The sequence below is a fragment of the Sanguibacter sp. 25GB23B1 genome (assembly GCF_040012415.1).
Lineage (GTDB): Bacteria > Actinomycetota > Actinomycetes > Actinomycetales > Cellulomonadaceae > Sanguibacter.
Genome location: NZ_JBDYKL010000021.1, coordinates 30,930 through 57,201, shown reverse-complemented (window position 1 = coordinate 57,201; position 26,272 = coordinate 30,930). Strand labels below are relative to the sequence as shown.

General features: G+C 70.7%; 34 protein-coding genes. 19 read left to right on the top strand and 15 right to left on the bottom strand.

The window, feature by feature from the left end:
- Positions 1-26 precede the first annotated feature (26 nt).
- From ABKW26_RS12580 to ABKW26_RS12570, 3 genes are all read right to left on the bottom strand, one after another.
- Positions 27-698, bottom strand: a complete 672-nt coding sequence (locus tag ABKW26_RS12580; RefSeq protein WP_348594109.1) for a LuxR C-terminal-related transcriptional regulator — start codon at positions 696-698, stop codon at positions 27-29.
- Positions 699-804: 106 nt separating this feature from the next.
- Entirely contained in the window at positions 805-1,341 is a 537-nt protein-coding gene (locus tag ABKW26_RS12575; RefSeq protein WP_348594108.1) for an alpha/beta fold hydrolase, read from the bottom strand.
- Between the two features lie 32 nt (positions 1,342-1,373).
- Positions 1,374-2,159, bottom strand: coding sequence for a MerR family transcriptional regulator (locus ABKW26_RS12570; RefSeq protein WP_348594107.1), 786 nt, complete (start codon positions 2,157-2,159; stop codon positions 1,374-1,376).
- 173 nt (positions 2,160-2,332) lie between these two features.
- Here ABKW26_RS12570 and ABKW26_RS12565 point away from each other — a divergent pair, with 173 nt between their 5' ends.
- Together ABKW26_RS12565 and ABKW26_RS12560 are read left to right on the top strand one after the other, a co-directional pair.
- Positions 2,333-2,872 carry a small multidrug efflux protein gene (locus tag ABKW26_RS12565; RefSeq protein ID WP_348594106.1) on the top strand — a complete coding sequence of 180 codons (540 nt, stop codon included), beginning with the start codon at positions 2,333-2,335 and terminating at the stop codon, positions 2,870-2,872.
- Between the two features lie 151 nt (positions 2,873-3,023).
- A complete protein-coding gene (locus tag ABKW26_RS12560) occupies positions 3,024-3,401 on the top strand; it encodes a hypothetical protein (protein ID WP_348594105.1) in 378 nt (125 codons plus the stop codon).
- A gap of 48 nt (positions 3,402-3,449) precedes the next feature.
- Here the strand turns inward: ABKW26_RS12560 and ABKW26_RS12555 are convergent, their stop codons facing one another.
- Positions 3,450-5,159: a SpoIIE family protein phosphatase gene (locus ABKW26_RS12555; RefSeq protein ID WP_348594104.1), complete on the bottom strand. Its 1,710-nt coding sequence runs from the start codon at positions 5,157-5,159 to the stop codon at positions 3,450-3,452.
- A 169-nt stretch (positions 5,160-5,328) separates the two neighbouring features.
- Between ABKW26_RS12555 and ABKW26_RS12550 the strand changes: the two genes are divergently transcribed.
- The gene (locus ABKW26_RS12550) at positions 5,329-5,760 is read left to right on the top strand and encodes an ATP-binding protein (RefSeq protein WP_348594103.1); all 432 of its coding nucleotides are present in this window, start codon (positions 5,329-5,331) and stop codon (positions 5,758-5,760) included.
- Positions 5,761-5,821: 61 nt separating this feature from the next.
- Here ABKW26_RS12550 and ABKW26_RS12545 read toward each other — a convergent pair whose 3' ends face one another.
- Positions 5,822-6,571: a VIT family protein gene (locus ABKW26_RS12545; protein ID WP_348594102.1), complete on the bottom strand. Its 750-nt coding sequence runs from the start codon at positions 6,569-6,571 to the stop codon at positions 5,822-5,824.
- A 240-nt stretch (positions 6,572-6,811) separates the two neighbouring features.
- On the opposite strand from ABKW26_RS12545, the gene ABKW26_RS12540 reads away from it, so the two are divergent.
- Positions 6,812-7,165, top strand: coding sequence for a metalloregulator ArsR/SmtB family transcription factor (locus tag ABKW26_RS12540; protein ID WP_348594101.1), 354 nt, complete (start codon positions 6,812-6,814; stop codon positions 7,163-7,165).
- Positions 7,162-7,842 carry a cation transporter gene (locus tag ABKW26_RS12535; RefSeq protein WP_348594100.1) on the top strand — a complete coding sequence of 227 codons (681 nt, stop codon included), beginning with the start codon at positions 7,162-7,164 and terminating at the stop codon, positions 7,840-7,842. Before ABKW26_RS12540 ends, ABKW26_RS12535 begins: the two co-directional genes overlap by 4 nt.
- A gap of 341 nt (positions 7,843-8,183) precedes the next feature.
- Here ABKW26_RS12535 and ABKW26_RS12530 read toward each other — a convergent pair whose 3' ends face one another.
- Positions 8,184-8,723, bottom strand: coding sequence for a hypothetical protein (locus tag ABKW26_RS12530; RefSeq protein ID WP_348594099.1), 540 nt, complete (start codon positions 8,721-8,723; stop codon positions 8,184-8,186).
- A gap of 116 nt (positions 8,724-8,839) precedes the next feature.
- Here ABKW26_RS12530 and ABKW26_RS12525 point away from each other — a divergent pair, with 116 nt between their 5' ends.
- Positions 8,840-9,238: a VOC family protein gene (locus ABKW26_RS12525; protein WP_348594098.1), complete on the top strand. Its 399-nt coding sequence runs from the start codon at positions 8,840-8,842 to the stop codon at positions 9,236-9,238.
- On the opposite strand, the gene ABKW26_RS12520 is transcribed toward ABKW26_RS12525, so the two are convergent.
- Complete coding sequence (locus ABKW26_RS12520) at positions 9,172-9,888, bottom strand: helix-turn-helix domain-containing protein (protein WP_348594097.1); 717 nt, start codon at positions 9,886-9,888, stop codon at positions 9,172-9,174. The two genes, ABKW26_RS12525 and ABKW26_RS12520, sit on opposite strands and share 67 nt — an antisense overlap.
- Positions 9,889-9,983: 95 nt before the next feature.
- Here ABKW26_RS12520 and ABKW26_RS12515 point away from each other — a divergent pair, with 95 nt between their 5' ends.
- The 5 genes from ABKW26_RS12515 to ABKW26_RS12495 all read left to right on the top strand — a co-directional run bounded on the left by ABKW26_RS12515 (position 9,984) and on the right by ABKW26_RS12495 (position 12,742).
- Positions 9,984-10,547 carry a dihydrofolate reductase family protein gene (locus ABKW26_RS12515; RefSeq protein WP_348594096.1) on the top strand — a complete coding sequence of 188 codons (564 nt, stop codon included), beginning with the start codon at positions 9,984-9,986 and terminating at the stop codon, positions 10,545-10,547.
- Between the two features lie 35 nt (positions 10,548-10,582).
- Positions 10,583-11,401, top strand: coding sequence for a MerR family transcriptional regulator (locus ABKW26_RS12510; protein ID WP_348594095.1), 819 nt, complete (start codon positions 10,583-10,585; stop codon positions 11,399-11,401).
- A gap of 111 nt (positions 11,402-11,512) precedes the next feature.
- Positions 11,513-11,845 carry a nuclear transport factor 2 family protein gene (locus ABKW26_RS12505; protein WP_348594094.1) on the top strand — a complete coding sequence of 111 codons (333 nt, stop codon included), beginning with the start codon at positions 11,513-11,515 and terminating at the stop codon, positions 11,843-11,845.
- 65 nt (positions 11,846-11,910) lie between these two features.
- Positions 11,911-12,153, top strand: coding sequence for an RNA polymerase subunit sigma-70 (locus ABKW26_RS12500; protein WP_348594093.1), 243 nt, complete (start codon positions 11,911-11,913; stop codon positions 12,151-12,153).
- Positions 12,140-12,742 (top strand): Clp protease N-terminal domain-containing protein, encoded by a 603-nt coding sequence (locus tag ABKW26_RS12495; RefSeq protein WP_348594092.1) that lies wholly within the window; start codon positions 12,140-12,142, stop codon positions 12,740-12,742. Before ABKW26_RS12500 ends, ABKW26_RS12495 begins: the two co-directional genes overlap by 14 nt.
- Positions 12,743-12,775: 33 nt before the next feature.
- Here ABKW26_RS12495 and ABKW26_RS12490 read toward each other — a convergent pair whose 3' ends face one another.
- Both ABKW26_RS12490 and ABKW26_RS12485 read right to left on the bottom strand, forming a co-directional pair.
- The gene (locus ABKW26_RS12490) at positions 12,776-13,789 is read right to left on the bottom strand and encodes an NADPH:quinone reductase (RefSeq protein ID WP_348594091.1); all 1,014 of its coding nucleotides are present in this window, start codon (positions 13,787-13,789) and stop codon (positions 12,776-12,778) included.
- Positions 13,790-13,817: 28 nt separating this feature from the next.
- The gene (locus ABKW26_RS12485) at positions 13,818-14,687 is read right to left on the bottom strand and encodes an alpha/beta fold hydrolase (protein ID WP_348594090.1); all 870 of its coding nucleotides are present in this window, start codon (positions 14,685-14,687) and stop codon (positions 13,818-13,820) included.
- Positions 14,688-14,781: 94 nt separating this feature from the next.
- Between ABKW26_RS12485 and ABKW26_RS12480 the strand changes: the two genes are divergently transcribed.
- The gene (locus ABKW26_RS12480) at positions 14,782-15,315 is read left to right on the top strand and encodes a CGNR zinc finger domain-containing protein (protein ID WP_348594089.1); all 534 of its coding nucleotides are present in this window, start codon (positions 14,782-14,784) and stop codon (positions 15,313-15,315) included.
- Between the two features lie 11 nt (positions 15,316-15,326).
- Here ABKW26_RS12480 and ABKW26_RS12475 read toward each other — a convergent pair whose 3' ends face one another.
- The 5 genes from ABKW26_RS12475 to ABKW26_RS12455 all read right to left on the bottom strand — a co-directional run bounded on the left by ABKW26_RS12475 (position 15,327) and on the right by ABKW26_RS12455 (position 19,952).
- Positions 15,327-15,890 carry a GNAT family N-acetyltransferase gene (locus ABKW26_RS12475; protein ID WP_348594088.1) on the bottom strand — a complete coding sequence of 188 codons (564 nt, stop codon included), beginning with the start codon at positions 15,888-15,890 and terminating at the stop codon, positions 15,327-15,329.
- Between the two features lie 82 nt (positions 15,891-15,972).
- A complete protein-coding gene (locus ABKW26_RS12470; protein ID WP_348594087.1) occupies positions 15,973-17,214 on the bottom strand; it encodes an amidohydrolase in 1,242 nt (413 codons plus the stop codon).
- A gap of 164 nt (positions 17,215-17,378) precedes the next feature.
- Positions 17,379-17,930: a hypothetical protein gene (locus tag ABKW26_RS12465; protein ID WP_348594086.1), complete on the bottom strand. Its 552-nt coding sequence runs from the start codon at positions 17,928-17,930 to the stop codon at positions 17,379-17,381.
- Positions 17,923-18,672 carry a response regulator transcription factor gene (locus tag ABKW26_RS12460; protein WP_348594085.1) on the bottom strand — a complete coding sequence of 250 codons (750 nt, stop codon included), beginning with the start codon at positions 18,670-18,672 and terminating at the stop codon, positions 17,923-17,925. The genes ABKW26_RS12465 and ABKW26_RS12460 overlap by 8 nt, the downstream gene beginning before the upstream one ends.
- Complete coding sequence (locus ABKW26_RS12455) at positions 18,669-19,952, bottom strand: histidine kinase (RefSeq protein ID WP_348594084.1); 1,284 nt, start codon at positions 19,950-19,952, stop codon at positions 18,669-18,671. Before ABKW26_RS12455 ends, ABKW26_RS12460 begins: the two co-directional genes overlap by 4 nt.
- A gap of 176 nt (positions 19,953-20,128) precedes the next feature.
- On the opposite strand from ABKW26_RS12455, the gene ABKW26_RS12450 reads away from it, so the two are divergent.
- From ABKW26_RS12450 to ABKW26_RS12435, 4 genes are all read left to right on the top strand, one after another.
- A complete protein-coding gene (locus ABKW26_RS12450) occupies positions 20,129-20,731 on the top strand; it encodes a SigE family RNA polymerase sigma factor (protein WP_348594083.1) in 603 nt (200 codons plus the stop codon).
- Positions 20,728-21,354 (top strand): hypothetical protein, encoded by a 627-nt coding sequence (locus ABKW26_RS12445; protein WP_348594082.1) that lies wholly within the window; start codon positions 20,728-20,730, stop codon positions 21,352-21,354. Before ABKW26_RS12450 ends, ABKW26_RS12445 begins: the two co-directional genes overlap by 4 nt.
- 161 nt (positions 21,355-21,515) lie before the next feature.
- Entirely contained in the window at positions 21,516-22,430 is a 915-nt protein-coding gene (locus ABKW26_RS12440) for a hypothetical protein (protein ID WP_348594081.1), read from the top strand.
- On the top strand, positions 22,427-22,822 hold the full coding sequence (locus ABKW26_RS12435; RefSeq protein WP_348594080.1) for a GntR family transcriptional regulator: 396 nt from the start codon (positions 22,427-22,429) through the stop codon (positions 22,820-22,822). The genes ABKW26_RS12440 and ABKW26_RS12435 overlap by 4 nt, the downstream gene beginning before the upstream one ends.
- An 18-nt stretch (positions 22,823-22,840) precedes the next feature.
- On the opposite strand, the gene ABKW26_RS12430 is transcribed toward ABKW26_RS12435, so the two are convergent.
- Complete coding sequence (locus tag ABKW26_RS12430) at positions 22,841-23,425, bottom strand: dihydrofolate reductase family protein (RefSeq protein WP_348594079.1); 585 nt, start codon at positions 23,423-23,425, stop codon at positions 22,841-22,843.
- An 83-nt stretch (positions 23,426-23,508) separates the two neighbouring features.
- Here ABKW26_RS12430 and ABKW26_RS12425 point away from each other — a divergent pair, with 83 nt between their 5' ends.
- From ABKW26_RS12425 to ABKW26_RS12415, 3 genes are all read left to right on the top strand, one after another.
- Positions 23,509-24,135 (top strand): histidine phosphatase family protein, encoded by a 627-nt coding sequence (locus ABKW26_RS12425; protein WP_348594078.1) that lies wholly within the window; start codon positions 23,509-23,511, stop codon positions 24,133-24,135.
- A 205-nt stretch (positions 24,136-24,340) separates the two neighbouring features.
- A complete protein-coding gene (locus ABKW26_RS12420; protein ID WP_348594132.1) occupies positions 24,341-25,186 on the top strand; it encodes an alpha/beta hydrolase in 846 nt (281 codons plus the stop codon).
- 44 nt (positions 25,187-25,230) lie between these two features.
- Complete coding sequence (locus tag ABKW26_RS12415; protein WP_348594077.1) at positions 25,231-26,226, top strand: NADP-dependent oxidoreductase; 996 nt, start codon at positions 25,231-25,233, stop codon at positions 26,224-26,226.
- Positions 26,227-26,272 lie beyond the last annotated feature (46 nt).

The window sequence follows — 26,272 nt, the reverse complement described above, 5'->3', positions numbered from 1 at the left end:
TGGCACCTCCCACTCTCGGCGCGCACTCAGGGACGAACATCCCCAAAAGTGGCGATGTGGACAGTGCCCGCCGCGTCCCACTCGGGCCCGGCCCGGCGGGCGACCGCCACGGCAGCCAGCTGGGACTGCACCTCGAGCTTCACGAGGATCGAGCGGATGTGGCTGCGGATCGTGTGCACCGAGTGGTGAGAACCCGAAGCGATCGCGGCTGCCGGCAGGCCGGCGGCGAGATCCCTGAGCGTCCCCCGCTCGGCGGCGGTGAGCGTCGCCAGCGCCCGGTGCTCCGCGGCGCGCCGCCGCACCGCCTGATGGTCGTTGCGCCGTTGCCCCGCGAGCCCTTGCTCGACGAGGCCGAGCAGCACGAGGAAGGGCGCGGCCCGGTCGAGGACCAGAGCACCGCGCGCCACGAGCGGGACGAGTGCCGGCAGGGTGCGCACGGAGGCGACGACGACGACGCCGGGCCGGCCGAGGACGGCGGGCACGTCGAGGCGCACGGTGCCGACGTCGTCGTCGGTCACGACGACGTACCTGCCGCGGGAGGCGACCTGGTGCGAGGTTGCGACGGTCGTCGCTGCGGACCACCCGCGGTCGACCAGCGCGGTGACGAGGGCGGACGCGAGAGCCGAGCCGAGCGGGGCGACCACCGACACAGCGCGCCGGGCTCCCGTCCACGGGTCAGCGTCCAGGTGGTGGTCCACCTGCAATCAGTACCGGATCGAGGCTGTCCCGTCCGCCGACGCGCGAAGGCGACCCGGACCTGGATCTGACCGTCCCGGGGTAGGTCTCAGCACCTCGTCGGGCTGATCACCCCAGGCGCCGGGAGACGAACTCCCGCACGAGCTCTCGACCCTTGTCCCAGATCCCGAGGCCGGCGGACTCGTTGAGGTGCCCGAACGGGCCGACGTCGACGTGCTCGGCCTGCCAGCGAGCCGCGAGCTGGTCTGTGACGGTCGGAGTGCAGTACGGGTCGTCGCTGCTGGAGATGAGCAGCGCGGGCACCGTCGACGGGGCTTCCGCCAGCTCGGCGAAGCCGACGGCGGCAGCGGGGAACGCCGGCCCGTGGACGTCCGGGGGCGCGACCAGGACGACGCCCCGGCAGTCCAGACCACCTGCTGCGAGGTGCGCCACGGGCAGGCACCCGAGGCTGTGGGCGACGACGAGGACGTCAGGTCCGAGCTGCTCCGCTGCCCGGCTCACCGCCTCCAGCCAGTCCGCCGCCTGCGGTTCGTCCCACGACGCGGGGACGAAGCGCGCACCGGTGAAGCCGGGCTGCTCCTCCCACAGGCTCTGCCAGTGGCTCGGTCCGGAGCCACCGATCCCGGGCACGGTCAGCATCTGCATCTGCTCTCCTCGGGTCGAACCACGATCGCTGCTCATCGTGGCACCTCGCGAGCCGTGTGCTCGGTCTCGTCCGCGCGTGGCTCCGGGCTCTCGGCCGCCGCCTCGGCCTGGAGGATCTCGTGCGAGCGCCGCATGACGTCGATCTGTGCCGGGTTGTACAGGGTGAGGATCGCCTCGCCGAGGACGTCCACCACGAGCTCCTCGCCGTGCGGCGACTGCGTGCCGAGGTCGGAGATCCACGGATACGTGTCGGTGAGCTCTCGCATCGTGGGCGCATAGCGCTCCGCCAGCCGTTGCCGCGTCTCCTCGTCGGCGTCGGGCGACAGGTCGTCGAACTCGGTGTCCACAGGGTCGCGACGGTCGTCGCTCGACATCTCCCGCAGGTCCTCCATGATCCCCGGGGTGAGGACGCGGGAGTAGATGAGCAGGATGGCGCGGTCCGCGTCGCTCAGCAGCGAGGAACCCTCCGCGAAGCCGGGGGGCAGGTCGATCGGCGCCTGGTGCCGCAAGATCATCTGCAGCTCCGCCCGGACGCGCTGCAGCCGGTCGATCGTCCCCGCGAGCTCCGCGTCGATGATGCGCAAGGCGTCCTCCGACTGCGTGCCCCCCTCACCGAGGGTGGCGATCTGCGCCAGCGGCACACCGAGGTCGCTCAGCCGCTTGATCCGCAGCACCCGCACGAGGTGCTCGACCCCGTACTGCTTGTACCCGTTGGAGGTGCGCTCGGGCTCGTCGAGCAGCCCGGTCTCGTGATAGTGCCGGACGGTCTTGACGGTCGTCCCCGCGAGCTCGGCAAGCTGTCGCGTGCTCCACGCCATGATCTGCCTCTCGTCGTGACGGCCCGCAGGTGGGCGAGCCACGCCCAGTCAAGACCATGCCCTCGGGGCGCGGTCAAGAGCTACCGACCTCCGACGTCGCCGTCGGCCCGAGGTGGACGTCCGGTGCACCGCGCCCTTGACCCTGCCCCGAGGGCACAGCCTCCAGTGGACCCATGGACATCCTCAGCAGCTCCACCGACAGCCCCACCGGCAGCTCCATCACTCGCATCACGACCGAGTTCCACGAGCTCGTCTCTCAGGTTCCCGACCTCCTGCAGCCGCTCATCGTCGCTGCCGCCGGAGCGGTGCCCTTCCTCGAGGGCGAGGTCGCCGCGATCGTCGGTGTCGTCGGCGGGCTCCACCCCGTCGTCGCCGGTCTCGCAGCTGCGACAGGCAACTTCCTGTGCGTCGTCCTTGTCGTGCTCCTCGGCGGGCGTGCCCGGGACGCCGTCGCCCGACGATCCGGGCGTGACGCCACCGAGAAGCCCCGGTCCAAGGGACGCGCACGCTTCCACCGGTGGTTCACCCGCTTCGGCGTCCCGGGCGCCAGCATCCTCGGACCGCTCGCGATCCCCACACAGTTCACCGCCGCCACGCTCGCCGCAGCCGGCGTCACCACGAACCGCGTCCTCGTCTGGCAGGCGGTCGCCATCGCCCTGTGGACGACGCTCGCGACCGTGTCGATCACCGCCGCGCTCGCGCTCACGGCCTGAGGACGGAAGACACGATGCGCAACCACAGCACGGTCGACCGAACCCTTGCCACCTCACCGCGCCGTCCGTCCCGTCGAACCGTTGACCCCGATCGAGACTGCCTCGATGATCGACGCTGAAGAAGGGATCACGCGTGGGTACTCATCGATCAGTGAGCTTCTCCGGGGGACGCAACATCGCCATGAAGGTCCCCCCGCACGTCTGGGACGAGACGGTTCGCTTCTACCGCGAGACTCTCGGCCTCCGAGAGACGCCCAACCCGTTCGAGTCGGGCCCGGAGTCCGTCGGGTTCGAGTTCGGGGCCAACACGTTGTGGATCGACAAGGTCCCTGGTGTCAGCCAGGCTGAGCTCTGGTTGCAGGTGACCACCGACGACACGACTGCCGCCGCTGAGCATCTCGCCGCAGAAGGCGTGGCCCGTTGCGACGAGATCGAACCGTTGGGAACGACCTCCGCGTACTGGATCACCAGCCCGGCGTCGATCGTCCACCTCGTGTCCGAGCCCGAGCCCGATCCTGACGGCGGCTGAAGCGGCTCCGGTGCACCTGCACGCTGGGTGCCGGCGCTCACCGCGCGGTCACTCGACCGAGTCGGGGACGTTCTTGTTCGGGCCGGCTTCCGCGGGGCGTGGTTCGTCCTCCGGGTAGGGCCGGATGAGGACGAGGGCGACGTCGTCGTCCACGTGACCGGGTGCGAGGGTCTCGAGGAGGTGGGTGGCGAGATCGTCGACAGGGACGAGATGAGCGTCGTGGAGCGCGGCCCGGAGGGCGGCCAGGCTGTCCTCCGGCGCGGCGCCTCGTCGCTCGATGAGCCCGTCGGTGTAGAAGACGAGGGTGTCGCCGTTGTCGATCGTGACGGTGTGGTCCCTGCGCTCGGCGGTCGGCAGGACACCGAGGAGGAGGTCGTTCTTGCGAGCGAGGACCTCGACGGACCCGTCCGCCCGGACGATGATCGGGTGGGGGTGGCCGGCGTTGGACCAGCGGACGGTGCGGCGCCCGGGGGTGTCCTCCGGGAGCGTCTGCTCGATCCGTGCGAGGACGACCGTCGCGATGGACGCGCTGCCGAGGTTCAGGCCCTCGATGGCCTGGTCGCTGCGCTCGAGGACCTGCGACGGCGGGAGCGCGCTGTCGTAGGCGATGGCGCGGATGAGTCCGCGCAGCTGGCCCATGCTCGCTGCGGCCCGGTAGTCGTGCCCGGCGACGTCCCCGATGACGAGGGTCGTGGCGCCGTCCTTCGTGAGGAACGCGTCGTACCAGTCCCCGCCGATCTCGAGGTCGAGCGCTGCGGGTTGGTAGCGGACGACGACGTGCAGGTGGTCGGGCTCCGGTGGAGGTGTGAGGAGCGACTGCTGCAGCGCGACCGAGGACTCCCGCGCCCGAGCGATCTCGAGCTCGGCGACGCGGGCGCGTGCGTCGCGGTAGTCGAGCTCGATCTGCTGGGCGATCGCGGAGCGCAGCGCCCCTGTGATCGCCTGGGCGGCGAGGTCTGCGAGCGAGCGCAACGAGGCTTCGAACGGTCGGGTAGAGGCAGCCTGGGCGGCCAGGACGCCCTCGGCGTCACCGTGCTGAGTCGCGGTCAGAGGCGTGAGCAGGGTGGAGCCGACCATCCTGGACGTGCGGGTGGACATCACCTGGCGGACGAGGTCGTCGGGCACCTGCTCCGTCAGCTCGGCGTCGCCGGCGAGGAAGAGCGTCGTCCCCACGCGGGGGCGTCCGAAGATCGCACACCTGCCGATGTCGGGACCTCCGCTGAGGACCGCGGCCGCCGTGGTCGCAAGCTCGTCGAGAGGCCCGGGAGTCTGCTGGAGGCGGTCGCGCAACGTGTCGATGAGCGTGAGTCGGCGACGGGTGACCACCTGCTCGGTGGTCTCGGTCGCGATGTCGAGGATGCCCACCACGTCACCCGAGTCGTCCACCAGCGGGCTGTAGGAGAAGGTGAAGAACGTCTCTTCGAGGAAACCTGAGCGGTTCACCAGCAGGGGCGTGTCTTCCATCCACACCGGGAGTCGGGTCGTCATGACCTGCTCGACCAGGGGAACGATCTCGTCCCAGATCTCTTCCCACACCTGGGCGAGCGGGGAGCCCAGCGCGCTCAGCCCCTTCTGCGTGCCCAGCATCTCTCGGTAGGCGTCGTTGTAGATCATCGTCAGGTCCGGTCCCCACGCGATGAGCACCGGGAACCTCGTGCTGAAGCACATGCGCACGATCTGCCGCAGCGACTCTCCCCAGGTCGACATCGCGCCGAGCGGCGTGGTCTCCCACGGGAAGGCCAGCGTCGCGACGCCCATCGTGCTGCTCCTGGCAGTCGGGCTGAACCACTGAGAATCCACGGCGTCAACGTACCGCGTCGGCCACGGGTCGGCTCGTCTGGAGGACTCCAGCCAGCCCCCTCGTTCGAGTTCTCGAACGCCGGGATCGACGGCGAGGTGCGACGATGGAGGCCTAGCTGGAGCGTCTATGACCGCACTGCCCCGAGCCCACCCACCCCACGGCTTCGCCCTCGTCGACACCTGGACGTTGAACCGCTACGACGATCTCGTGCACCTCCGTGCCGGCGTGACCGAGGTGATCACCCTCGCGATGGGGCACGGCGCTCCTCGGACGCACGCCGTCACGCGCGGCCTGGTCGTCGTGAGCAGCGAGCTCGCGACCAACGCGCTCAGGTACGCCGGAGCGCCGGCCACCGTGACCCTCTCGTCGAGTGCGACGAGCTACCTCCTCGACGTCGCAGACCCTGATCCGGCCACGGTCCCCGCGCTGGCCCACGGCCGTGCGCCAGGAGACGGAGGACTGGGGCTGCGTCTCGCGGAACGCCTGGCCTCGAGCATCGGCTGGTTCACGACGGACCGCACCAAGCACGTCTGGGCGACCTTCTCGAGGGACGTCTGAGCAGGGCAGGACGATCCAGGGTGTGGTGTGCTCCCGACGTCGGACGGGTGCTGCTGCGAGCCTAGATGCCGCTGACGCCGAGCAGGTGCCCGATCGCGAAGGAGACCGCCATCGCGATCGCCCCTCCGACGACGATCCGCAGCACCGCGCGGCTGCGCCTGGCTCCGCCGAGAGCGGCGCTGCCGCTCCCTGTGAGCGCGAGCGCGAGGAGGACGGCGACGAAGGTCACCGGGATCCGGCTCTCGGCCGGAGCGAGCCAGACGGCGAGCAGAGGCAGGAGGGCGCCGAGCGTGAAGGCGATGCCGGACGAGATCGCCGCGTGCCAGGGGTTGGTGAGGTCGTCGGGGTCGAGGCCGAGCTGGGCGTCGATGTGCGCGGCGTACACGTCGTGCTCGGTGAGCTCCTCGGCGACGGTGCGCGCGGTCGCCTCGGAGATCCCCTTGCGACGATAGATCTCCGCAAGCTGGTCCAGCTCGGCGGCCGGGTCCTCGTCGAGCCTGCGCCGCTCGCGCGCGATGAGCGACCTTTCTGCGTCGCGCTGGCTGCTCACGGAGACGTACTCGCCGAGGGCCATCGAGGCGGCGCCCGCGACGAGCCCCGCGATGCCGGCGGTGAGGATGGGCCCGATCCGGGAGGTCGCGCCTGCGACACCGACGATGAGACCCGCGGTCGAGATGATGCCGTCGTTCGCCCCGAGCACCCCGGCGCGCAGCCAGTTCAGCCGTGCGGCATGGCTCGCGCCGCCCTCGCCGGACGTCGGCCGGAGACGGGCGAGCCGGTTCTGTTCGGGTCGGGACTGAAGAGCTGTCATATCACGAACAATAGGCCGATGGATTGTGTCCCACCAGCAAGGAAAGGAATTCCTTCGATTGGAGAGGCAATCCTCAGAGAGGATATCTTCACCTTTCTCCGGGGCATTCTTCTCTGCTTATGTCCGCCGGTTCTCGGGAGATCGCTGCAGGGTGGCGGGAGTCTTCTCGTCGGTGCCGTCGGCCAGGGAGAAGTGTGCGGAGAGATGCCCACTGGTCAGCGCGTGCTGTATGGTCAGCGTGTGCTGACCATTGCTTCGCGCCTCGATGTCATGAACCGGCTCGGACGAGCCATGGCCGACGCCACCCGCTCGCGCATCCTGCTCTCGCTCCTCGACAGCCCCGGATACCCGGGGGAGCTCGCCTCCGAGCTGGGGCTCACGCGCTCGAACGTGTCCAACCACCTGGCGTGCCTGCGCGGGTGCGGGATCGTCGTCGCCGTCCCGGAAGGGCGCTCGACCCGCTACGAGATCGCCGACGCCCACCTCGCCCGGGCGCTGACCGCGATGCTCGACGTGGTCGTCGCGATCGACGACGACCGAGCCTGCACCGACGAGACCTGCCCCGTCCCGGGCTGCTGCGAGGGCCGGGCATGACCGGCATGGCTGCGACCGGGCTGGTCGGAGGAGCGCGCCGTGCGATCCTCCAGCGCCGCATCCGATGGATCGTCGCAGCCACGATCACCTACAACGTCATCGAGGCGGTCGTCGCCCTGGTCGCCGGCACCATCGCCTCGTCCACGGCGCTCATCGGCTTCGGGCTCGACTCCATCATCGAGGTGCTCTCTGCCGCCGCCGTCGCCTGGCAGTTCTCCGCACCCGACCCCGAGCAGCGCGAGCGTGTGACCCTGCGCATCATCGCCGTGTCGTTCTTCGCCCTCGCCGTGTACGTATCCGTCGACGCGGTCCTCGCGCTGCTCGGCGTCCACGATCCCGAGCACTCCACCGTAGGGATCATGCTCGCAGCCGTCAGCGTCGTGATCATGCCGTTCCTGAGCCTCGCCGAACGCCGGACCGGGCGAGAGCTCGGCTCTGCCTCGGCGGTGGCGGACTCCAAGCAGACCCTCGTCTGCAGCTACCTCTCGGCGGCGGTCCTGCTCGGGCTCCTCCTCAACTCGCTGTTCGGCTGGACGTGGGCTGACCCGGTCGCCGGGCTCGTCATCGTCGTCTTCGCCGTGCGCGAAGGCCTCGAGGCCTGGCGCGGAGATGCGTGCAAGACACCGGTCTCAGCACTGACCGGGGAGCGCGACGTCACGGGGTGCGACTGCTGCTGACCGAGACGTGCTGGCCGTGCGCGATCGAGCAGCGCCCGCGACGAGGCGGTCGGCCGCGGGCGGGAGTCTCAGGAGACCGTGTCCAGGGCAGCGGACGCTCTCTCGTCGATGCGCTCTGCGACAGCGCTGACGTCGATACCGTCGGCCGGGCAGGCGTGGAGTGCGTCACGCAGACGCATCGCGACCGAGGCGACCGTCTCGCGCACCATCGCGTCGGCCAGGCCCCACGCGGTCGCCTCTGAACGGAGGTGGGTCGCGGTCAGGTACGGGAGCCTGCCTAGTCCGTCGAGGTTGTGCCCAAAGCTCTGGAGGGCCCGGTTGGGCAGTCGCGTGCAGATGATTCAGATACGATTCGCGGCCGCCCGGGTTCCCGTCCCGCCCCTCGGGCCGAGTCCCGCTCGGACGTCCTTGACGAGCCGTGGGGTGCGCCGTCGGGCGACCTGCGAGGCCCACCCGCGCAGCGGATAGCTGAGTCGCACCACGAAGTAGTTGACGTGCTCCAGCATGCCGAAGAGCCACACGCCGACCACCAGCGCCATCGGTGCCGGGTCGCCAGGGAGCCAGAGGAGAACCCCGACGAGACCGACCGCCAGCAGCGCTCGGTTGGTGAACCGGAAGACGGTGTAGACCTGCGCGAGCGGGCGGGGCATCGTCGAGGCGAGCACCCATCGTCGGGCGAGCAGCCAGTACGCGCCTGCCTGCAGGAGGACGACCAGGAGCGGGACGAGCGCCGACCAGAGGGCCGCGACGTCGCCGGGCGAGCTCATGTGCGGGGCCACCGCCCACCAGGCGGTCCCGGTGAACACCGCCGCCGCAGCGAGCTCTCCTGTCCCGAGCCGCAGGTAGAGCGCGCGGGCATCGGCTCGCCTGGGGTGCAGCATCTCCCGACAGTACTGGGGCACCCGACCCCACAGCACACGCACGCGGGTTGGACGGTCGTCACGACCTGGCCGTTCTGTTCACGACGTGCCGCGTCACGCGGCCGTACCGTCGGGGCATGACACTGAGACTCGCCTTCATCGGCATCGTCACCCGCGACATGGCAGCCTCGCTGGCCTTCTACCGAGCCCTGGGGGTGCAGATCGACGACGGCCAGGACGACGCGCCGCACGTGGACGCTCGGCTCGACGACGGAACGGCCCTGGCGTGGGACACCGTCGAGACGATCCGCGGGTTCGACCCCGGCTACGTCTCGCCGACCGGCGGGCACCACATCGCGCTCGCCTTCGACAAGGGCACGCCCGCGCAGGTAGATGAGGCGTTCGCCGGGCTGACCGCGGCCGGATACGCCGCGCACGTCGAACCGTGGGACGCGCGCTGGGGTCAGCGCTACGCGACGCTGCTCGACCCGGACGGCAACTCCGTCGACCTCTTCGCGGCGCTCGCCGCGAACTGACCCGGGCTCGCGCCGACCATCCGCCGGAACTCCCTCGAGAGGTGCGGCTGGTCGGCGTATCCCGCCCCGGCCGCAGCGTCGACGAGTGCGGCGCCATCCTGCAGGAGTGCCTGCGCGCGCCGCGACCGCTCGATGCGCACGAGCGTCGCGTACCCGTAGCCGAAGGCGGCCAGCATCTGCCGACGGAAGGTCCGTTCTGACACGCCGAGCGCGCCGGCCACCTGTCGCGCCGGCGTTCCCACCGTCGCGTGACGACGAGCCAGCACCGTCCACCGGTCCTCCGCGCGCGCTTCGCCCGCGACCGCACCGACGGCACCTTGCGTCCCTGTCCGAGCGCCGAGCAGCGCCGCCCGCAGGGGCCTGACCGCGTCGCGTCGCAGGACGTCGCGCAGCGGCAGCAGCGCGTCGCTGATCTCCGAGAGGTCGAGCCGGAGAACCCCGCTCGCCCGGCCCGGCGGGAGACGGAGGCCGAGAGAGCCGTCGTCCCCGTCCGCGAGTGTCGCGATCCACCGGGTCGACGGCCCGGCGACGAGGACCTCGTCGTCGCGGAGGATGAGGTCGACGCAGCCGTCAGCCGGCACGACTGCGCCGCCGCTGCCGTGCGACGTCCAGATCGCTGCTCCGTGCTCCAGGAGCGTCTCGGCGTACACCCGACCAGTATCCGCGTTCGCTTCGGGGGCGCACGGTGCTTGGCACGAGCCGCCCGGTGCGAGACGATCGGAGCCTGCGGAAGGAGGGTGGCATCATGCTGCTCGTCTCGATGAGCGTGTCGGTCGACGGATTCATCACGGACCGCTCCGGCGGCATCGGGTGGGGTGCCCCGAGCGAGGAGCAGTTCCGCTTCGCCACCGCGCAGGTGGGTGAGCTCGGGGCCTATCTCTGCGGTCGCCGGCTCTACGAGACCATGCTCGTCTGGGAGACCGACCCGTTGATGCGTCACGACGAGCCGCGGACCGCGTTCGCCGACATCTGGTGCGCACTGCCGAAGGTCGTCTTCAGCCGCACGCTCGACTCGGTCGAGGGCAACGCACGCCTCGCCACCGGGTCGGTGGCTGAAGAGGTCGCGGCAGCGCTCGGATCGACGGACAAGGACGTCTCGATCGGCGGCGCCAACCTGGCCGCACAGGCGATCCAGCTCGGGCTGGTCGACGAGATGCGCATGTTCCGCAACCCGATCGTCCTTGGCGGCGGGACGCCCTATCTCCCGCCGGTCACCGAACCTGTCCACCTCGACCTCCTCGAGACGAGGACGTTCGGCTCCCGCGTGGTCTACGAGCGCTACGGCCGGGCTCGCGCGGCGACGGGCTGACCGTCGCCAGAGTCGCGTGAGGCGAGGATGGTGCGGTGACGACGACGATGACCATCGGTGACTTCTCTCGTGCGACGCGGTTGAGCGCGAAGGCCCTGCGCTTCTACCACCAGGTCGGTCTGCTCGAGCCCGTGCGGGTCGACGCCTCGAGCGGGTACCGCCTCTACGCACCCGAGCAGATCGCCGACGCGCAGGTCATCCGCACCCTGCGGTCGCTGGACGTGCCCGTCGACCACGTCCGCGAGATCCTCGCCGCCCCCGGCGTCGCCGAGCGCAACGCGGTGATCGCCGCCCACCTCGACCGCATGGAGGCGCGGCTCGAGGAGACCCGGGCGGCCGTCAGCTCGCTGAGGGGTCTCCTGGAGACGCCGGCCGAGACGCCCGTGGTCCGCTACCGCAGCGTCCCACCCACGCCGGTGGTGCTCGTCCGCGAGACCATCGACCTCTCGGAGCTCGGCGACTGGTACACCGCGGCGACGAGAGAGCTGTCCGAGGTTGTCGAACGGGCGGGAATCGAGGCGGCCGGTCCGCGCGGTGGTCTCTGGGAGACCGCGCTGTTCCTCGACGAGAGGGGCGACGCTGCGCTGTACGTCCCTGTCCACGACCTCGGGGAGGCGGTGGCGCTCACGGGTCGCGCGCGGGCCGAGACACTGCAGGCGGTCGACCTGGCGGTGGCGACGCACCGCGGCAGGGACGCGACCGTCCCGCAGGTGTACGGGGCTCTCGGTGCTCACGTGGCACGTCACGAACTAGGTATCGAGGGGCCCGTCCGGGAGACGTACCTGCAGTACGAGGCGGCCGGGAGCGAGGCCGTCACCGAGATCGGCTGGCCGATCTTCCGCACCGTCCGCTGAGCCGCCCGTGCCGGCGCTTGACCTTCCCCCGACGGGAAGGTCGATCGTCGGCAGCACGGACGCACGGACGCAACGCACGCCGTGGACGGCACGCACAGGAGGCGCAGAATCATGACCGGACCAGACCTGACAGCGTCGGACCGCTACTTCCACCTCAAGGAGGCCGAGGAGGCGACAGCCGCCCTCGCGGTGTTCGCGGCGGACGCCACCGTCGTGGACGACGGCCGCACCTACCTCGGGCACGACGAGATCCGGGAATGGCTCACCGGTGCGGCGAGCGAGTTCACCACCACCTCGACCCGCCTGTCGGTCGAGCAGGACGGCGACGCCCTCGACGTGCTCGTCCGTGTGGAGGGGAACTTCCCCGGCGGTCGCGTGGACCTCCATCACCGGTTCACGACCGACGCGGCCGGCCGCGTCGCGAACCTGACGATCGCTCCCTAGGCCCGGCAGCGCCACGAATGTCAGATCAGGTTGACACTCCATCGGTGTCAGCCTAGGCTGACATCATGAATATCGAGTCGATGGAGGTCGAGGCTGTCGCGGTCGAGCCCGCCGAGGGTCTCCGAACGGTCGTGGCGCTGCGTCGGCTGGCTGCTCGTCTGGAAGACCTGCACGTGGCGCGCGCCCGCGCGGCAGGAATGTCGTGGGCAGAGATCGCCGCCTCCCTGGAAGTGACCCGCCAGACGGTCCACAAGAAGCACGGCCGCACCCGCGGCCCCCGACGATGGGACTCAGATGCTGATCTATGACGACTCGTTCACCGATGCCATGACCGCCACGGAGCGCGAGGCGACAGCTCTCGGCGCGCACCTCTACGGCTCGGAGCACGTCCTCCTCGGCTTGCTGGCACAGGGAGGTCCGCTGACCGGCGACGTCACCTCGGTGGCCACCACCGTGAGCTACGAGGCTGTGCGCGACGCCGTCGTGAACGCCGACGACGATGCGCCTCTCCTCCGGAACCTGGGTCTCTCGACCGTCGCGACCCAGGTCGCTGAGACGCCGCCCGCACGCCGCACGCCGCGCAAGCGACACGCGTCCGAGCTGCAGTCCGCACTGAACACTGCATCGGCCAAGTGGGGTCAGCTCCGCAAGGGCGGACAGCTGCCGAGAGAGACCAGGCTGAGCAGCACGGTCCTCTGGCTCGCCGTCCTGGAACCCGCGGCGCGGGCGTCACGCATCCTGCAGACGCTCGATGCCGATCTCGACGAGGTCCGCGCGGCGGTGCTCGCCTCCGCGGCCGCCCCAGGGCCTGCACCGTCGTGGCCGACCGAGGTGCGCACCGGCCCTGTCACGCGACTGGTGCACCTGCTCTTCAACCGCAGGAGTACGAGCGCCTGACGGTTCAGGCCAACGTGCCGGGCCGCTGTCGGTCTACTCGGCGGCCCGGATGAGGACCTTGCCCGTGGTGCCGTTCTCGACCGCGTCGTGGGCGGCAGCGGTCTCCTCGAGCGGGAACCACGTGATCGGGAGCCCGGCGGCCTCGCCGACAGGCAGCGCGCCGTCGTGCAGCGCGGCCGTGATGTCCTCCGCGGCGGCGTGGAGCGCCTCGGGGCCCACCGTGTAGAGGAGCAGGCCCTGCCACCGGGCGTTCTTGATGAAGCTCTGGACGATCGGGACGGTGAAGTCCTCACCGTTGTTGTTCGCGTAGTACGCGATGCTGCCGTGGTTGGCGATGACCTCCACGTCGAGTGCCGCGTTCTGGCCGGGAGACACCTCGACGACGTGGTGGACGCCGTCGGGCGCGATCTCGCGGATGCGGTCGGCGAGCGCGTCGTCGGGGTACTGCACCACGTGGTGCGCCCCGGCGGCGCGGGCCAGCTCGGCCTTCGCGTCGCTGCTCACCGTCGCGACGACGGTCGCGCCCGCCCACGCGGCGAGCTGGATCGCGGCGTGGCCGACGGCACCGGCTCCGCCCTGGACGAGGACCACGCGTCCGGCGAGAGCGCCCGGGGCGAGCCGGGAGGGCCCGTGCTCGTGGACGGTCAGAGCGCGGTGCGCCGTCATCGCCGGGACGCCGAGGCTGGCGGCGACGTCGAGGTCGACGCCGTCGGGCAGCCGCACGGCACGGTCCGCGGGGAGGACCGTGAACTCTTGGGCGGTGCCGGTCGGGCGACCGTGCGCTGCGAGGTAGAGCCACACGCGGTCGCCCACCTCGAGGCTGTCGACGCCCTCGCCGACAGCGTCGACGACACCTGCGCCGTCCTGGTTCGGGACGACCTCGGGGAAGGCGACGTCACCGCCGGCGCGCGCCTTCCAGTCGGTCGGGTTCACGCCGGAGACGACGACGCGGACCCGCACCTCACCAGGCCGCGGGTCGGCGGCTGCTCGGTCCACGAGGGAGAGGACGGACGAGGCGCCAGGGCTGGAGTACACGATTGCTCTCATGTGGGCGACAAGAACCCGGGACGGCGGCCTATTCCCTCGGCAGCGACCCGAGGAAGTCCCGGATGAGGTCGGCGACCTGGTCGACTGCGCTCTCGAGGAGGAAGTGCCCGCCGGGCAGGAGGTGAATCTGTGCGGCGGGCAGGTCCCGGACGAACGCGCGGGCCCCGTCGGGTCCGAAGATCTCGTCGCTGTCGCCCCAGACGGCGAGGAGGGGGACCTGGCTGGTCCGGAAGTACTCGTGCAGCTGCGGGTACATGGCGACGTTCGTGGCGTAGTCGCGGAAGAGCGCCAGCTGCACGAGGTCGTTGCCGGGCCGGGAGACGAGGGCGTGGTCGTGGAGCCAGGTCTCCGGGTCGACGAGCGTCGGGTCGGCGACGCCCGTGAGGTACTGCCAGCGGATCGCGTCGACGCTCAGCGCACCGCGGACGGCGGTTTCCGTCGTCTCGTCCTGCGTGCGCTGGTAGGCGAGCACGGGCTCCCAGAAGGAGTCGACGAAGCCTTCCTCGTAGGCGTTGCCGTTCTGGGTGATGATCGCGGTGATCGCGTCCGGTCGGCGGAGGGCGAGTCGCCAGCCGACGGGGGCTCCGTAGTCCTGGACGTAGATCGCGTAGCTGTCGATGCCGAGGTCGGCGAGGAGCGCCTCGGTGACGTCGGCCAGGGCGTCGAAGGTGTAGTCGAGCTCGTCCACGCTCGGCGCTGCGGAGAGCCCGAAGCCGAGGTGGTCGGGTGCGACGACGTGGAACCGGTCGGCGAGCAGCGGGATGAGGTGGCGGAACATGAACGAGCTGGTGGGGTATCCGTGCAGCAGCACGAGGGTGGGAGCGGCTGGGTCGCCCGCCTCCCGGTAGAAGATCTCGTGCCCGTCGACGGTGCGCAGGCGGTGGTGGATCTCGGTCATGATCTAACTCCTTAATTGCCGTTGTGTGGTTAGGTCGACCATAGGGTCGCAGGACTAACCTGTCAATGCAGCGCTATGGGGTTAGTATTGGGGGATGAGGTCCGTTCCCGACGACGACGCACTGCTCCTCGCGCTGCTCAACACCACCCCCGCCGACGGCGGCGTGGTGACCGACGAGCTGCGCGACGACGACCTCGCTGCCGCCTGGACCACGCAGCACGGCGGCGCCGGGACGCCCGGAGAGGTGACGACCGTCCGCCGGGTCCGCGAGGTCCTCCAGACGGTGGTGCGGGGAGAGGGTGACCCCCGCACGCTCGCTCCGTTCGTCGGTGGCGCCACGAAGGTTCCCTCGATGGACTCCGGTGTGCTCGTCTGGCTGCTCCACGCACCGGAGGACGACCTCCTCGCCGCCCGCGCGGTGATCGCGTGGAGCGAGCTCGAGCGGACTCGACCGGGACGGCTCCGATCCTGCGGCAACCCCGAGTGCCGCCTCTTCCTCATCGACCGCAGCCACGGCAACCGCGCACAGTGGTGCTCCATGGCGGTGTGCGGCAACCGCATGAAGGCGCGCCGCCACTACCACCGCACGCGCGAGGCCTCGGACGACGTCGCCGCCGACCCTGGCTGATGGACGGCTAGCTAGACGCCGTGCGCGGTACCGGCCGTCAGCTGCGCGTACATGTACATGTCGCGCGGCGTGCCGTCGATCCGCTCCCACGCGCGGAGCAGCCCCTCGCGCGCGTAGCCGGCCTGCTCGGCCGCACGCCATGAGCCGGTGTTCCACGGCTCGACGTAGAGCTCCAGCCGGTCGACGTCCACGTGGGTCAGCGCCCACGAGGTGAGCACGCCGAGCGCCTCCGCAGCGTAGCCCTGACGCCGTCGCGAGGCCGTGATCCAGTAGCCGATGCTGGCACGAGCGCCGGCGCCCGGAGCGATGAAGAGCCCGATGAGACCCACCGTGAGGTCCTCCGCGTCGGCGACCGCGAAGACGTAGCCCGCGCGCGTCCGGAGGCGGTCGTGCTGGCGAGCGACGAATGCCAGGGCTTCCGCCTCGCCAGGCGTTGACGGCACGGAGGTCATGAGCGGGATCAGCGGGTCGTGAGACGCCTCCTGGACAGCCGGGACGTCCGAGTTCCGCCACGCGCGCAGGCACACCCGAGGGCCGCGCAGCGTCGGCAGCTCGAGGGGACGGACGTCAGGCATCCGCCCAGTCTAGGAGCGGCTCGCGACGCGATCCCGTTGCGCGGAGGCTCCGCTCGGCAGGCACCTTCGTGCGTCCGCGGTCTCAGCGCCCCGGCGGAGCCAACCAGGCGAGGGCAGCGGTGGTCAGGGTGGCCACGCCGTTCGTGAGGGTCGGCTCGATCGTCGGCGCGAACAGCGGGGAGTGGTTGGAGGGCAGGTCCCGGACGGTGCTGAGCACCTCGGCTGTGCTCTGAGCTGCCGCGAAGTGGGAGGGGTCGGCGCCGCCGAGCAGCCAGTAGACGCACTCTGCCCCTGCGGCGCTGGCCAGGAGGCCGACGTCTTCGCTTCCGGTCACCAGCCCGGGGTCGACCAGGGTGTCCGTGCCGAAGGCCGTGGTGAAGGCCTGGCGGACGCGGTCGGTCGACGCCGATGAGTTGACCACTGCGGGGAAGCTCTCGACGAGCACGACGTCAGGCTCTCTGATCGCCCCGCCGGCCGCGGCCTCGCCCGCCGCGACCCGGTGGATGGCAGCCAGGACACGGTCGCGCACCCCGGCCTCGAACGTGCGCACGCTGAGCGAGAGCTCGGCGGAGTCCGGGATGATATTCTCCTTGAAGCCCGCGTGGAACGCGCCGACGGTGAGCACCGCGACGTCGGTGCCGGCCACCTCGCGCGACACGATCGTCTGCAGCCGCGTCACGATCGAGGCGCCGATGACGATGGGGTCGATGGTGACCTCGGGTCGGGAGCCGTGCCCGCCTCGTCCGTGCACCGTGATGCGGAGGGCGTCGGAGGCCGCGAAAGCCGGTCCGGACCGCAGCCCGATCGTGCCGGCGGGAAGGGGGCTGACGTGCTGTCCCAGGACGACGTCCGGCCGCGGGAAGCGGTCGAACACGCCGTCCTCGATCATGGCCCTGGCGCCGGTGCCGAGCTCCTCGGCCGGTTGGAAGACCACCACGAGTGTGCCCGACCAGGCGTCCCGGTCGAGGGCGAGGGACCGACTCGCTCCGATGAGGCAGGTGACGTGCATGTCGTGACCGCACGCATGCATCACCGGCACGTCGCGGCCGTGCGGGTCCGTGGCGCGTGCCGTGCTCGCGTACGCGAGACCGGTCTGCTCCTCGACCGGGAGCGCATCCATGTCGGCACGCAGGAGCACCGTGGGGCCGGGTCCGTTCCGCAGCACGCCGACCACACCGGTGACACCGACGCCGGTCGTCGTGTCGAAGCCGCAGCGGTCGAGCTCCGCGGCCACCAGCGCAGCGGTTGCGGTCTCGTCGAAGGACAGCTCCGGGTTCTCGTGGAGGTGCTGGTAGATCGCGGCCAGACCCGCCGGCTCACCCATGACGTCTCGGCGATGCTGATCCTCGAGCCACGGGCCCGCCCCTCTTTCGCACGACGACCGCTTGAGTAAGGGTCAAGCGGCTGGCGCTCTCGATCATCTCCTACAGCGTGGTCCCCTGTGAAGGCCTCGGAGGCGGTGGGTCAGCGTGGCGGCGCCCCGGAGCGTCACCACGCCGTCGGCAGGAGGACGAGCGCGCCGAACCGTCCGACCCGTCCGAGGAGGACGACGACGGAGAACGTCCCGACGCGCATCGTCGACAGGCCGGCGTACCCGGCGACGAGGAGCAGCGGCGGCATGCCCACGGCACCGCTCGCGAGGACGACAGCCGGACCAGGACGCCCGCCGAGCAGCCGCAGCGCGTGCGTGTTGACGTCGGCGAGCCACCGTCGGGCCCGCACCTCGCGCGGACCTGGTGTCCGTCGCGGCCTCGTCCGTGACGACCAGCGTGGCGACCGGCGCGACGCGCGGTCGTCGCTGCGCCAGCGCTCCCCGGCGCGGCGCGAGGCGAGGAAGACGGCGACCTTGCCCACGGTCTGCCCGACGGCCGCCGCGGCTGCGGCACCGAGGGCGAGGGGCAGCGACGCGGTCAGGGCTGCGGAGACGACGTACGCCTCGACGGCGAGCACCGGCACGACCGTCGAGACGAGACCCACCGCGAGCCCGCTGAGCAGGACTAGGGCGACGAGGAGCGGGCCGGTGGCCGCGACGTCAGGCACGACGAGAGGTGTCGGGGCGTGCGCCGCCGGCCTCGGCGTCTGAGCCGTCGGCCCCGTCGACGAGCCCGCTCTCGTATGCGGCGATGACGAGCTGCACGCGGTCGCGGCAGCCGAGCTTGCGGAGGATCTCCGAGACGTGGGACTTCACGGTTGCCTCGCTGATGAAGAGCTCGACGGCGATCTCGACGTTGGACAGCCCTCGTGCGACGGTGAGCAGCACCTCGCGCTCGCGTCGCGTGAGGTCGTCGAGCCCCGGCACGGGGGTTGCTCGGCGGGTGGGCACGGCAAAGTCGGCGACGAGCCGACGGGTCACGTTGGCACCGAGGAGCATCGACCCGTCGCCGACGAGGCGCACACCCTCGACGAGCCGGGTCGCGGTGACGTCCTTGAGGAGGAACCCGCTGGCCCCGGCGCGCAGCGCGTCGTAGACGTACTCGTCGAGGTCGAAGGTCGTGAGGACGAGCACGCGCGTGCCGGGGTGCTCGGCGGTGATGCGCTGGGTCGCGACGATGCCGTCCATGACGGGCATCCGCACGTCGACCACCGCGACGTCAGGCTGTTGCGCCGCGACGAGGTCGAGCAGCTCTGCGCCGTCGCCCGCCTCGCCGACGACCTCGAGGTCCGGAGCGGAGCCGAGGATGGCCGCGAAGCCGCGGCGGACGACGGCCTGGTCGTCGGCGACGACGACGGTCGTCCTGGCTCCTGCTGTCCCGAGCGTCGTCGTCCCGCCTGCGCCGGTCACGCGTCGACCTTCGCGCGCTGGTCCGCAGTGACGTCCACCGGTAGGGAGACCGTGAGCAGGAACCGGTGGTTCGCGAGCTCTGCGGTCATGGTGCCCCCGAGGGACTCGACGCGTTCGCGCATCCCGACGATCCCGCGCCCCGGCTCCGCAGCACCTGCACCCCGTGCGGGGTTCGTCATGGTGAAGCCGATGGTGGCCTCCGCTCGCGTGAGGTCGAGCGTCACGACGGAGCGTGGTGCGTGGCGTCGCGCGTTCGTCAGCCCTTCCTGGACCGCGCGGTACAGGACGTACCCCTGCGCGGACGGCACGGCGCCCCACTCGCCGTCGACCTCGACGCGCTGACCGGCGGTCCGGGCACTGCGCACGAGCTCCTCGACGTCGGCCGCCTGTGGCTGGGGTGCCCTGTTCTGCTGCCCGTCGACGCTCCCGTCGGCGCGCTGCAGGACGACGAGGACCTGGCGGAGCTCGCCGAGCGCCTGCCGGGCGTCGTCGGCGATGTCCGCGAGCACCGCTCGGGCGTCCTCCCCGAGGTCGGGGTACTGGTAGGGCGCGCTCTCCGCGCGCACGGCGACGAGAGAGACATGGTGCGCGACGACGTCGTGCAGGTCCCGCGCCACCTGTGCACGCTCGCCGGCGACGAGCTCGACGTGGAGGGCGTGGGTCTCCTGCGCGGCAGCGGCGACCTGGCGTTGCCGGGCACGCTCCAGTGCGCTGACGCTCGCACTGATCGCGACGACCGCGGTGATGGCTACGACGTAGACGACGAAAGACGCGAACCGCGAGGCCGGGAACGTTCCCGCTGTGACGAACCCGATCGGCAGGACGGCGGGAGTCTCGGTGCCGCAGTAGAAGACAGTGATCGCCAGCGCCGCAGCGTACGGCGCGACGGCGCGACGCCACGACACGGTCGCAGCCACCACGGCGACGGTGATCGTGCCGAGGAACCACCCCCAGACGAAGGCGTGCCACCACGGCACGATGAGGAACGGGAGGAGCGTGAGCCCTGTCGCTAGGAGGGTGGATCGCTTGGCGAGGAGCACACCTGCGACGACGGACGATCCCGCGACGAACCAGAACACCATGATGGCACCGTGGTCAGGAGTGTCATACAGAGCGCCGTTCGCTTCCATGTAGATCGGGTTCGGGTAGGCGGGCGTCACCAGAAGGAAGCCCGCGACGACGAGCGCGAGCACCACGGTGACCGCCTCGCGACGACACCACGACACGATGGAACGGACCGTTCCGGGGGAAGAGGGGGAGGTCTCGGGTGCGGTGGTCATGAGCCCATCGTGCCGGTCCGGGCAGCGGGCCACCTCGGTCCTACGACGGATCTTCGTCCCCACCCGAGGTCGCACGAGGATCCCGTCGAGGTGCCGCGCTGTGCTCTGATCGAATGGGCGTGCAACCGTTCGTCGTCCTGGACCCGTCTGAGGGGCATGGACAGATGGAGGACCACATGACATCGGACGACGAGTTCCGGGCCTGGACGGCCGAGAACCGTCAGCTGCTCGTGCGCACCGCGACTCTCCTCACGGCGGGGGACCAGCACACTGCTGAGGACGTGGTGCAGACGACGCTGACGAAGATGTACCTCGCGTGGCCACGGCTGCGCGGGGTGCAGAACCGCAGGGCCTACGCCCGGCGCGTGCTGGTGAACGCGTTCACGGACGAGATGCGGTCGACGCGTCGCAAGCGTGAGGACCTGCGCTCGCAGATGCCGGACACCGCGACGGGGAGCGGGGCGGTGTCCGACGACACCCGCCTGCTGTACTCGGCGCTCGGCGAGCTGCCGGAGCGGATGCGGGCGACCGTCGTGCTGCGGTACTTCCACGACCTGAGCGTCGCGGAGACCGCACGGTCCCTGCGCTGCACGCAGGGCACGGTCAAGAGCCAGACCTCGCGAGCGCTCGACAAGCTCAAGCTCCGTCTCGGTCCCGTGCTGCGGACGGGCGGAGCACCCGAGACCTCACCGGTGCCGCAGGTCCCGGACGGGCCCGCCCGCACCACCGCCCTTCTCACCGTTGCCTCCACCCCTACCCACGCCGGGAGCCTGTCATGAGCGACCTCACCACCCTGATGAACCGTGCCGCCGCCGACCTCGACAGCGCGCCGACCCCCTCCACCCTCGACGACGACGTCCACCGCGGACAGCACGCACGCCGTCGTCGCCGCGGCCTCGTCGGCACCGGACTGACCGGCGCGTTCGCGGCGACCGTCGCTGTCGGTCTCTCGCTCGGGCCGACGGCCGGTCCGGCCGCTGCGGTGGACCTCGTGACCTACACCGAGCAGCAGCCCGCCGGCTTCACGATCGCAGAGGTCCCGGAGGGGTGGCACGTCCTGTCGTCCGACCAGGGCAACCTCATCCTGGCTGACGGCGACGACTCCGGCGCTGACGCGAACTCGTTCGAGGGCCGGATCGTCGCGAGCCTCGTGGGCGCCGAGTCGTTGCCGACGTCCCTCGAGGCGGAGACCTTCACGGTCGACGGCGCCGAGACGTTCGTGTACGACATGCTCGGCGCCGACCACCAGCCGTCCGGGACCCTCGGCGTCTTCGTGGCCGAGTCGGACGGCAGCTACCTGTCCGTCCAGCTGCCGTCCGAGCTGCACTGGGACGGCGAGGCTGCGGCACAGTTCGCCGGCGGCCTCGAGGTCACGGACAGCGCGGAGTACTCGGTCGGCTGACCGTCGAGGACGGGGCGGCGACGGTGAAGGCTCCGTCGCCGCCCCGTCGTTCGACGCGGACGTCCCGGTGAACGGATCGGCCACGAGCTGGCGAGTGTATCAACGCGATGACACATAAGTGTATCGTTTGGATGACACAAGCGAGTGAGAGGGCGTGGCCTGTGGTGTGGCTGTATCTGTGGGTGTTCGGTTCGTTCGTCGCGGGCATCGTCCTCGCGGTGGTGTGGCGCCTGATCTGGGGGCGCTCCACTGCGCTGCCGGTCGGCTGGGTGAGCGGGTTCACGCTCGCCGCGGTGCTGCTCGCCCTGCTGGGTGAGATCGTGACACGTGTCCTGGGCGTGCCGTTCCTGCTGCCCGTCGAGGCGCCAGTCCCTGTGCGCGTCTGGTACGTCGACAACAGGTTCGCCGTCCCCGTGCTGCTCGGGATCCTTGGCGTAGCGCTCCTCGCGATCCCTGTCCGTGCGCGGGGTGGACGCGGCGCGGCGGAGCTCACCCGGCGGTCCCTGGTGTCCTTCGCCCGAGCCAGGTGGTTCGTCGCCCCCGGCACTGTCCTTGCTCTCGTCCTTCTGCTCACGATCCTGGCGGGCGCAGCATCTGAGCCAGACCCGACGACAGGTCGCTACACGGCGTACTCCGTGGACCTCGGGCAGTACAGCATGGGAACGAGCATCTACGGATGGTTCTACTCCGTCCCGGCCATGATCTCCGTGGGCATCCTGCTCGTCGTCGCCATTGTCGGCATGTCACTCGTCGCACGCCCTGCACTCGCCGAGGACCGGGAGCTCGACATCCGCGTGCGGACCGTCAGGACCCGCAACATCGTCACGGCCGCGACCGGCGCGCTGCTCCTGCACCTGGGACAGGTCTTCAGCTCTCTCGCCGCGACCGCGTCGATACGATCGACCATGAGCACGTCTGAGGGGCCCGTGAGCTTCTGGACGACGTTCTCTGCTCTCCAACCCGCGCTCGTCATCGCGTCCCTGCTGTGTGCCGCGACGGGGGTCGCACTCTGGGCTTCGGTGGCGCTGTCGGCCGTCCCGTCACGCCGCCAGGTGCCGGTCGCGGTCGAACCATGATCATCACGCTGTCCGGATCCGCACCGCCGGCAGACCAGATCCACGACCAGATCCGTGGGCTGGTCTCGACCGGTCGGTTGGCGGCGGACGAACGCCTCCCCTCGGTGCGTCAGCTCGCCAAGGACCTCGGTGTCGCCCCCGGCACCGTCGGGAAGGCCTATCGAGCACTCGAGGCGGAGGGGCTGCTCGTCAGCCGGACCGGGAGCGGGACCCGCGTCAGCCCGACCGCGTCCACGACGACGCGACCCGTCCTCGAGGCGGCCCGCAATCTCGCTGGTGCCAGCACCCGTGCCGGCACCAGCCTCGACGAGACGATCCGGATCCTGCGCGCCATCTGGCCGGCACCACCCACACCCGAGGCGAACAGGCGGCAGCGGCCCGACACCCCATAGGCCGTGAGCAACGCGACGTCAGGGAGCGCCCGCCTGCCCGGCGGCCCGCTTCGGGCGGTAGGTCCGCCCGAAGCTGCGTTCCGCGCCCTCGTAGACGTCGACGAGCTCCCAGTCGTATCGCCGTCCACCTGGGACGTCGAAGATGCGGGTCCCGTCGCCGAGGAACACCGGCGCGACGAAGACCTGCAGCTCGTCGACGAGGTCGTGCTCGAGGGCCTGGCGGGCGATGTCGGCGCTGATGATCTGCACGTCCCTGTCGCCGGCGATCTCCTGAGCGCGGCGGACTGCCTCGACGATGTCGCAGCTCATCGCGATGACGGACGGGTCGTCGGCCAGCTCCTCGGGGCGGTGGGTGAGGATGATCTCGGTACCCGACCACGCGCCACCGTACGCCTCGGCGGTCATCTCGTCCCGCTCGCCCTGCTGCGCCTTCGCAGCGTCGTAGCCGGCCCTGCCGGAGATGATCACCGCGACCTCGCCCGCCATGCGCTCGGTGGCACCCTCCGGCATCGGTTCGGCGGTCGAGAGCCAGCCCATGTCATGACCGGGTCCGGCGATGAAGCCGTCGATCGAACAGGTGAATCCCCAAGCAACCTTGCCCATGGTCGTCCTCACGATGTGGGTAGCAAGCGGTTCGGTGATGGGATGCTATCCCGCGGCCGTGAGCGAACAGGAGGGACACCGACGTGAGGACCATCTACGTCGTGACGCACCCCGAGGCGACGCACCACGTGGATCGGCTGGTCGGTGGCCAGTACGACTCCGACCTCACGGAGCGGGGGCGATCCGACGCCGAGCGTGTCGCGGTCGAGCTGGCCGCACGCCTCTCCCACGGCGGACCGGCGGAGGTCGTCTCCTCCGACCTGCTGCGGACACGCCGCACCGCGCAGCTCGTCGCAGACCGTATGGACACTGGCGTCCGCCTCGACCCCCGGCTGCGGGAGAAGTCCTACGGAGAAGCAGGTGGAAAACCCCAGGCGTGGCTGGACGCACGCTTCATCCCGCCGCCCCCGGTCGGTGACCGGATGCGGCACGACGAGGGCATCCCCGGAGCGGAGACGAAGTGGGACCTGGCGGTGCGCGTCTACGCGGCCATGGCCGACATCTTGTCGTCACCCGTGAGTCAGCAGGTCGTGGTCACCCACGGCATGGCAGCGACGTTCGTCCTCGCGGCGTGGGTCGAGATGCCCATGGAGGCCGCCGGGCGAGTCGCCTTCCGGTTCACGTCCGGCGGGATCACGACGCTGGAGGAGGACGACTACTTTCACAACCGTGCTGTCCGTGAGCTGAACTTCGTCGGGCATCTCGCCTAGCTGCCCGCGCCCCGCGCCCGTGCCGTCGGGTGCTCGCTCTCGTCTCCGAGCAGTCCGTTGCCGCTACTGAACGAGCTCTGTCGGGCCCCTCAGGTCCATGGGGTCGGGTTCACCTCCCGAGCCCTTGACATTTATTCTGAGCATACTCAGAATTGAGTGAACTCGGATCGACCGGGTGGCGAGACCTCAGGAGCGGGGTGTGTCGATGTCAGACGGGAGCTCCGCCTACTACCGTGCCCCGACGTCGACAGTCTCGGTTGCGGGGGCGCGCTTTGCCTACCGTGAGCTCGGCCCACGCTCCGGGACCCCGCTCGTCCTCCTGACGCACCTGGGAGCCAACCTGGATGGCTGGGACCCCAGGGTGGTCGACGGCCTCGCCCAGGGCCGCCACCTGATCGCCCTCGAGTATCGCGGTGTCGGGACGTCCACCGGGCGAGCCCGCCACAGCATCGGCGCGATGGGCGCGGACATGGTCGCTGTCATTAGAGCTCTCGGTCACGATCGCGCCGATCTCTTCGGGCTGTCGATGGGCGGGATGGTCGCCCAGGCCGTCGTCGCTCGCGCTCCCGACCTCGTCGACCGGCTGATCCTCGCGAGCTCTGGACCGGCAGGTGGTCCGGGCCTCACCCGCATGACCGGCGTGATGATGTCAACGACGCTGCGGGCGCTCGCGACGCGCAAGGACCCGAGGGTGCTGCTCTTCTTCACCCGCTCTCCAGAAGGCCGCCGAAGCGCGCGCGACTACCTCGTCCGACTGAGCGAACGGACCGCAGGACGGGACGGGCCTGTCACTCCCGGAGTCCTCAGGACGCAGCTGAGCGCGGTCCGCGGATGGGGCACGCAGCAGTCAGCGGACCTCACGGCCGTTGCCGGTCGTGTGCTCGTCATCCACGGTGACAGCGACTCGATGGTTCCGCCCGCGAACGCCACCGAGCTGGCCCGCCTCATCCCGTCATCGACGCTGATGGTCCTGCCGGACTCGGGTCACGGAGCCGTCTTCCAGCACCACCATGCGGTCGTCCTCGCTGCCCAGGTCTTCCTGCGCCGCTGAGCGCATCCCCACATCCCGTTCCACCATCCAGAGAGAGACACCCCATGAGAGCTTTCGTCATCACCGAGTACAGGGGCCCGCTGCACGAGGCCGACATCCCCGAGCCTGTCGTCGGAGACCATGACGTCCTGGTGCAGGTGCAGGCCGCCGGCCTGAACCAGCTCGACGAGAAGATCCGCTCGGGGGAGTTCAAGCAGGTCCTGCCGTACGACCTCCCGTTGACGCTCGGCCACGACGTCGCCGGCACCGTGCTCGGCGTCGGTGCGAAGGTCCGCGCCTTCGTGGCCGGCGACGAGGTGTACGCCCGGCCACGAAAGGACCAGATCGGAACCTTCGCCGAGCGTGTCGCCGTCGCCGAAGGTGACCTGGCGCTCAAGCCGACGTCGATCACCACTGAGGAGGCGGCCTCGCTCCCTCTCGTCGCGCTGACCGCGTGGCAGGCGCTCGTCGAGAGAGGGGCGGTGCGCCCCGGCCAGAAGGTGCTCGTCCACGCCGGCGCCGGGGGAGTCGGGTCGATCGCGATCCAGCTCGCCAAGCACCTCGGTGCGACCGTCGCGACGACCGCCAGCGCGACGAACGCCGACCTCGTCCGTGGTCTCGGCGCCGACGTCGTCATCGACTACCGGTCTCAAGACTTCGAGGCACTCCTGACCGGGTACGACCTCGTGCTCGACAGTCTCGGCGGGGAGAACCTCGAGAAGTCCCTGCGCATCCTCAAGCCGGGCGGCAAGGTCATCGGGATCTCGGGGCCTCCCGACCCGACGTTCGCTCGCGAGGCCGGACTGAACCCCGTGCTGCGCCTGGCGATCAGGGCCCTGAGCCGCAAGGTCCGTAGCCATGCCAAGAAGCTTGGCGTCAGCTACGAGTTCCTCTTCATGCACGCGAGCGGCGACCAGCTCCGCGCGATCACCGCGCTCGTCGACGCCGGTGTGCTGCGACCCGTCGTCGGCAAGGTCTCCGGTTTCGACACGACGCCCACCGCTCTCGCGGGACTGGCTGCAGGCGGCATCCAGGGCAAGGCCGTCATCACTGTCCCCTGAGGGGCGCGCCCCTTGAGCGTCGCGCAGCACCACACCCCACCCAGCC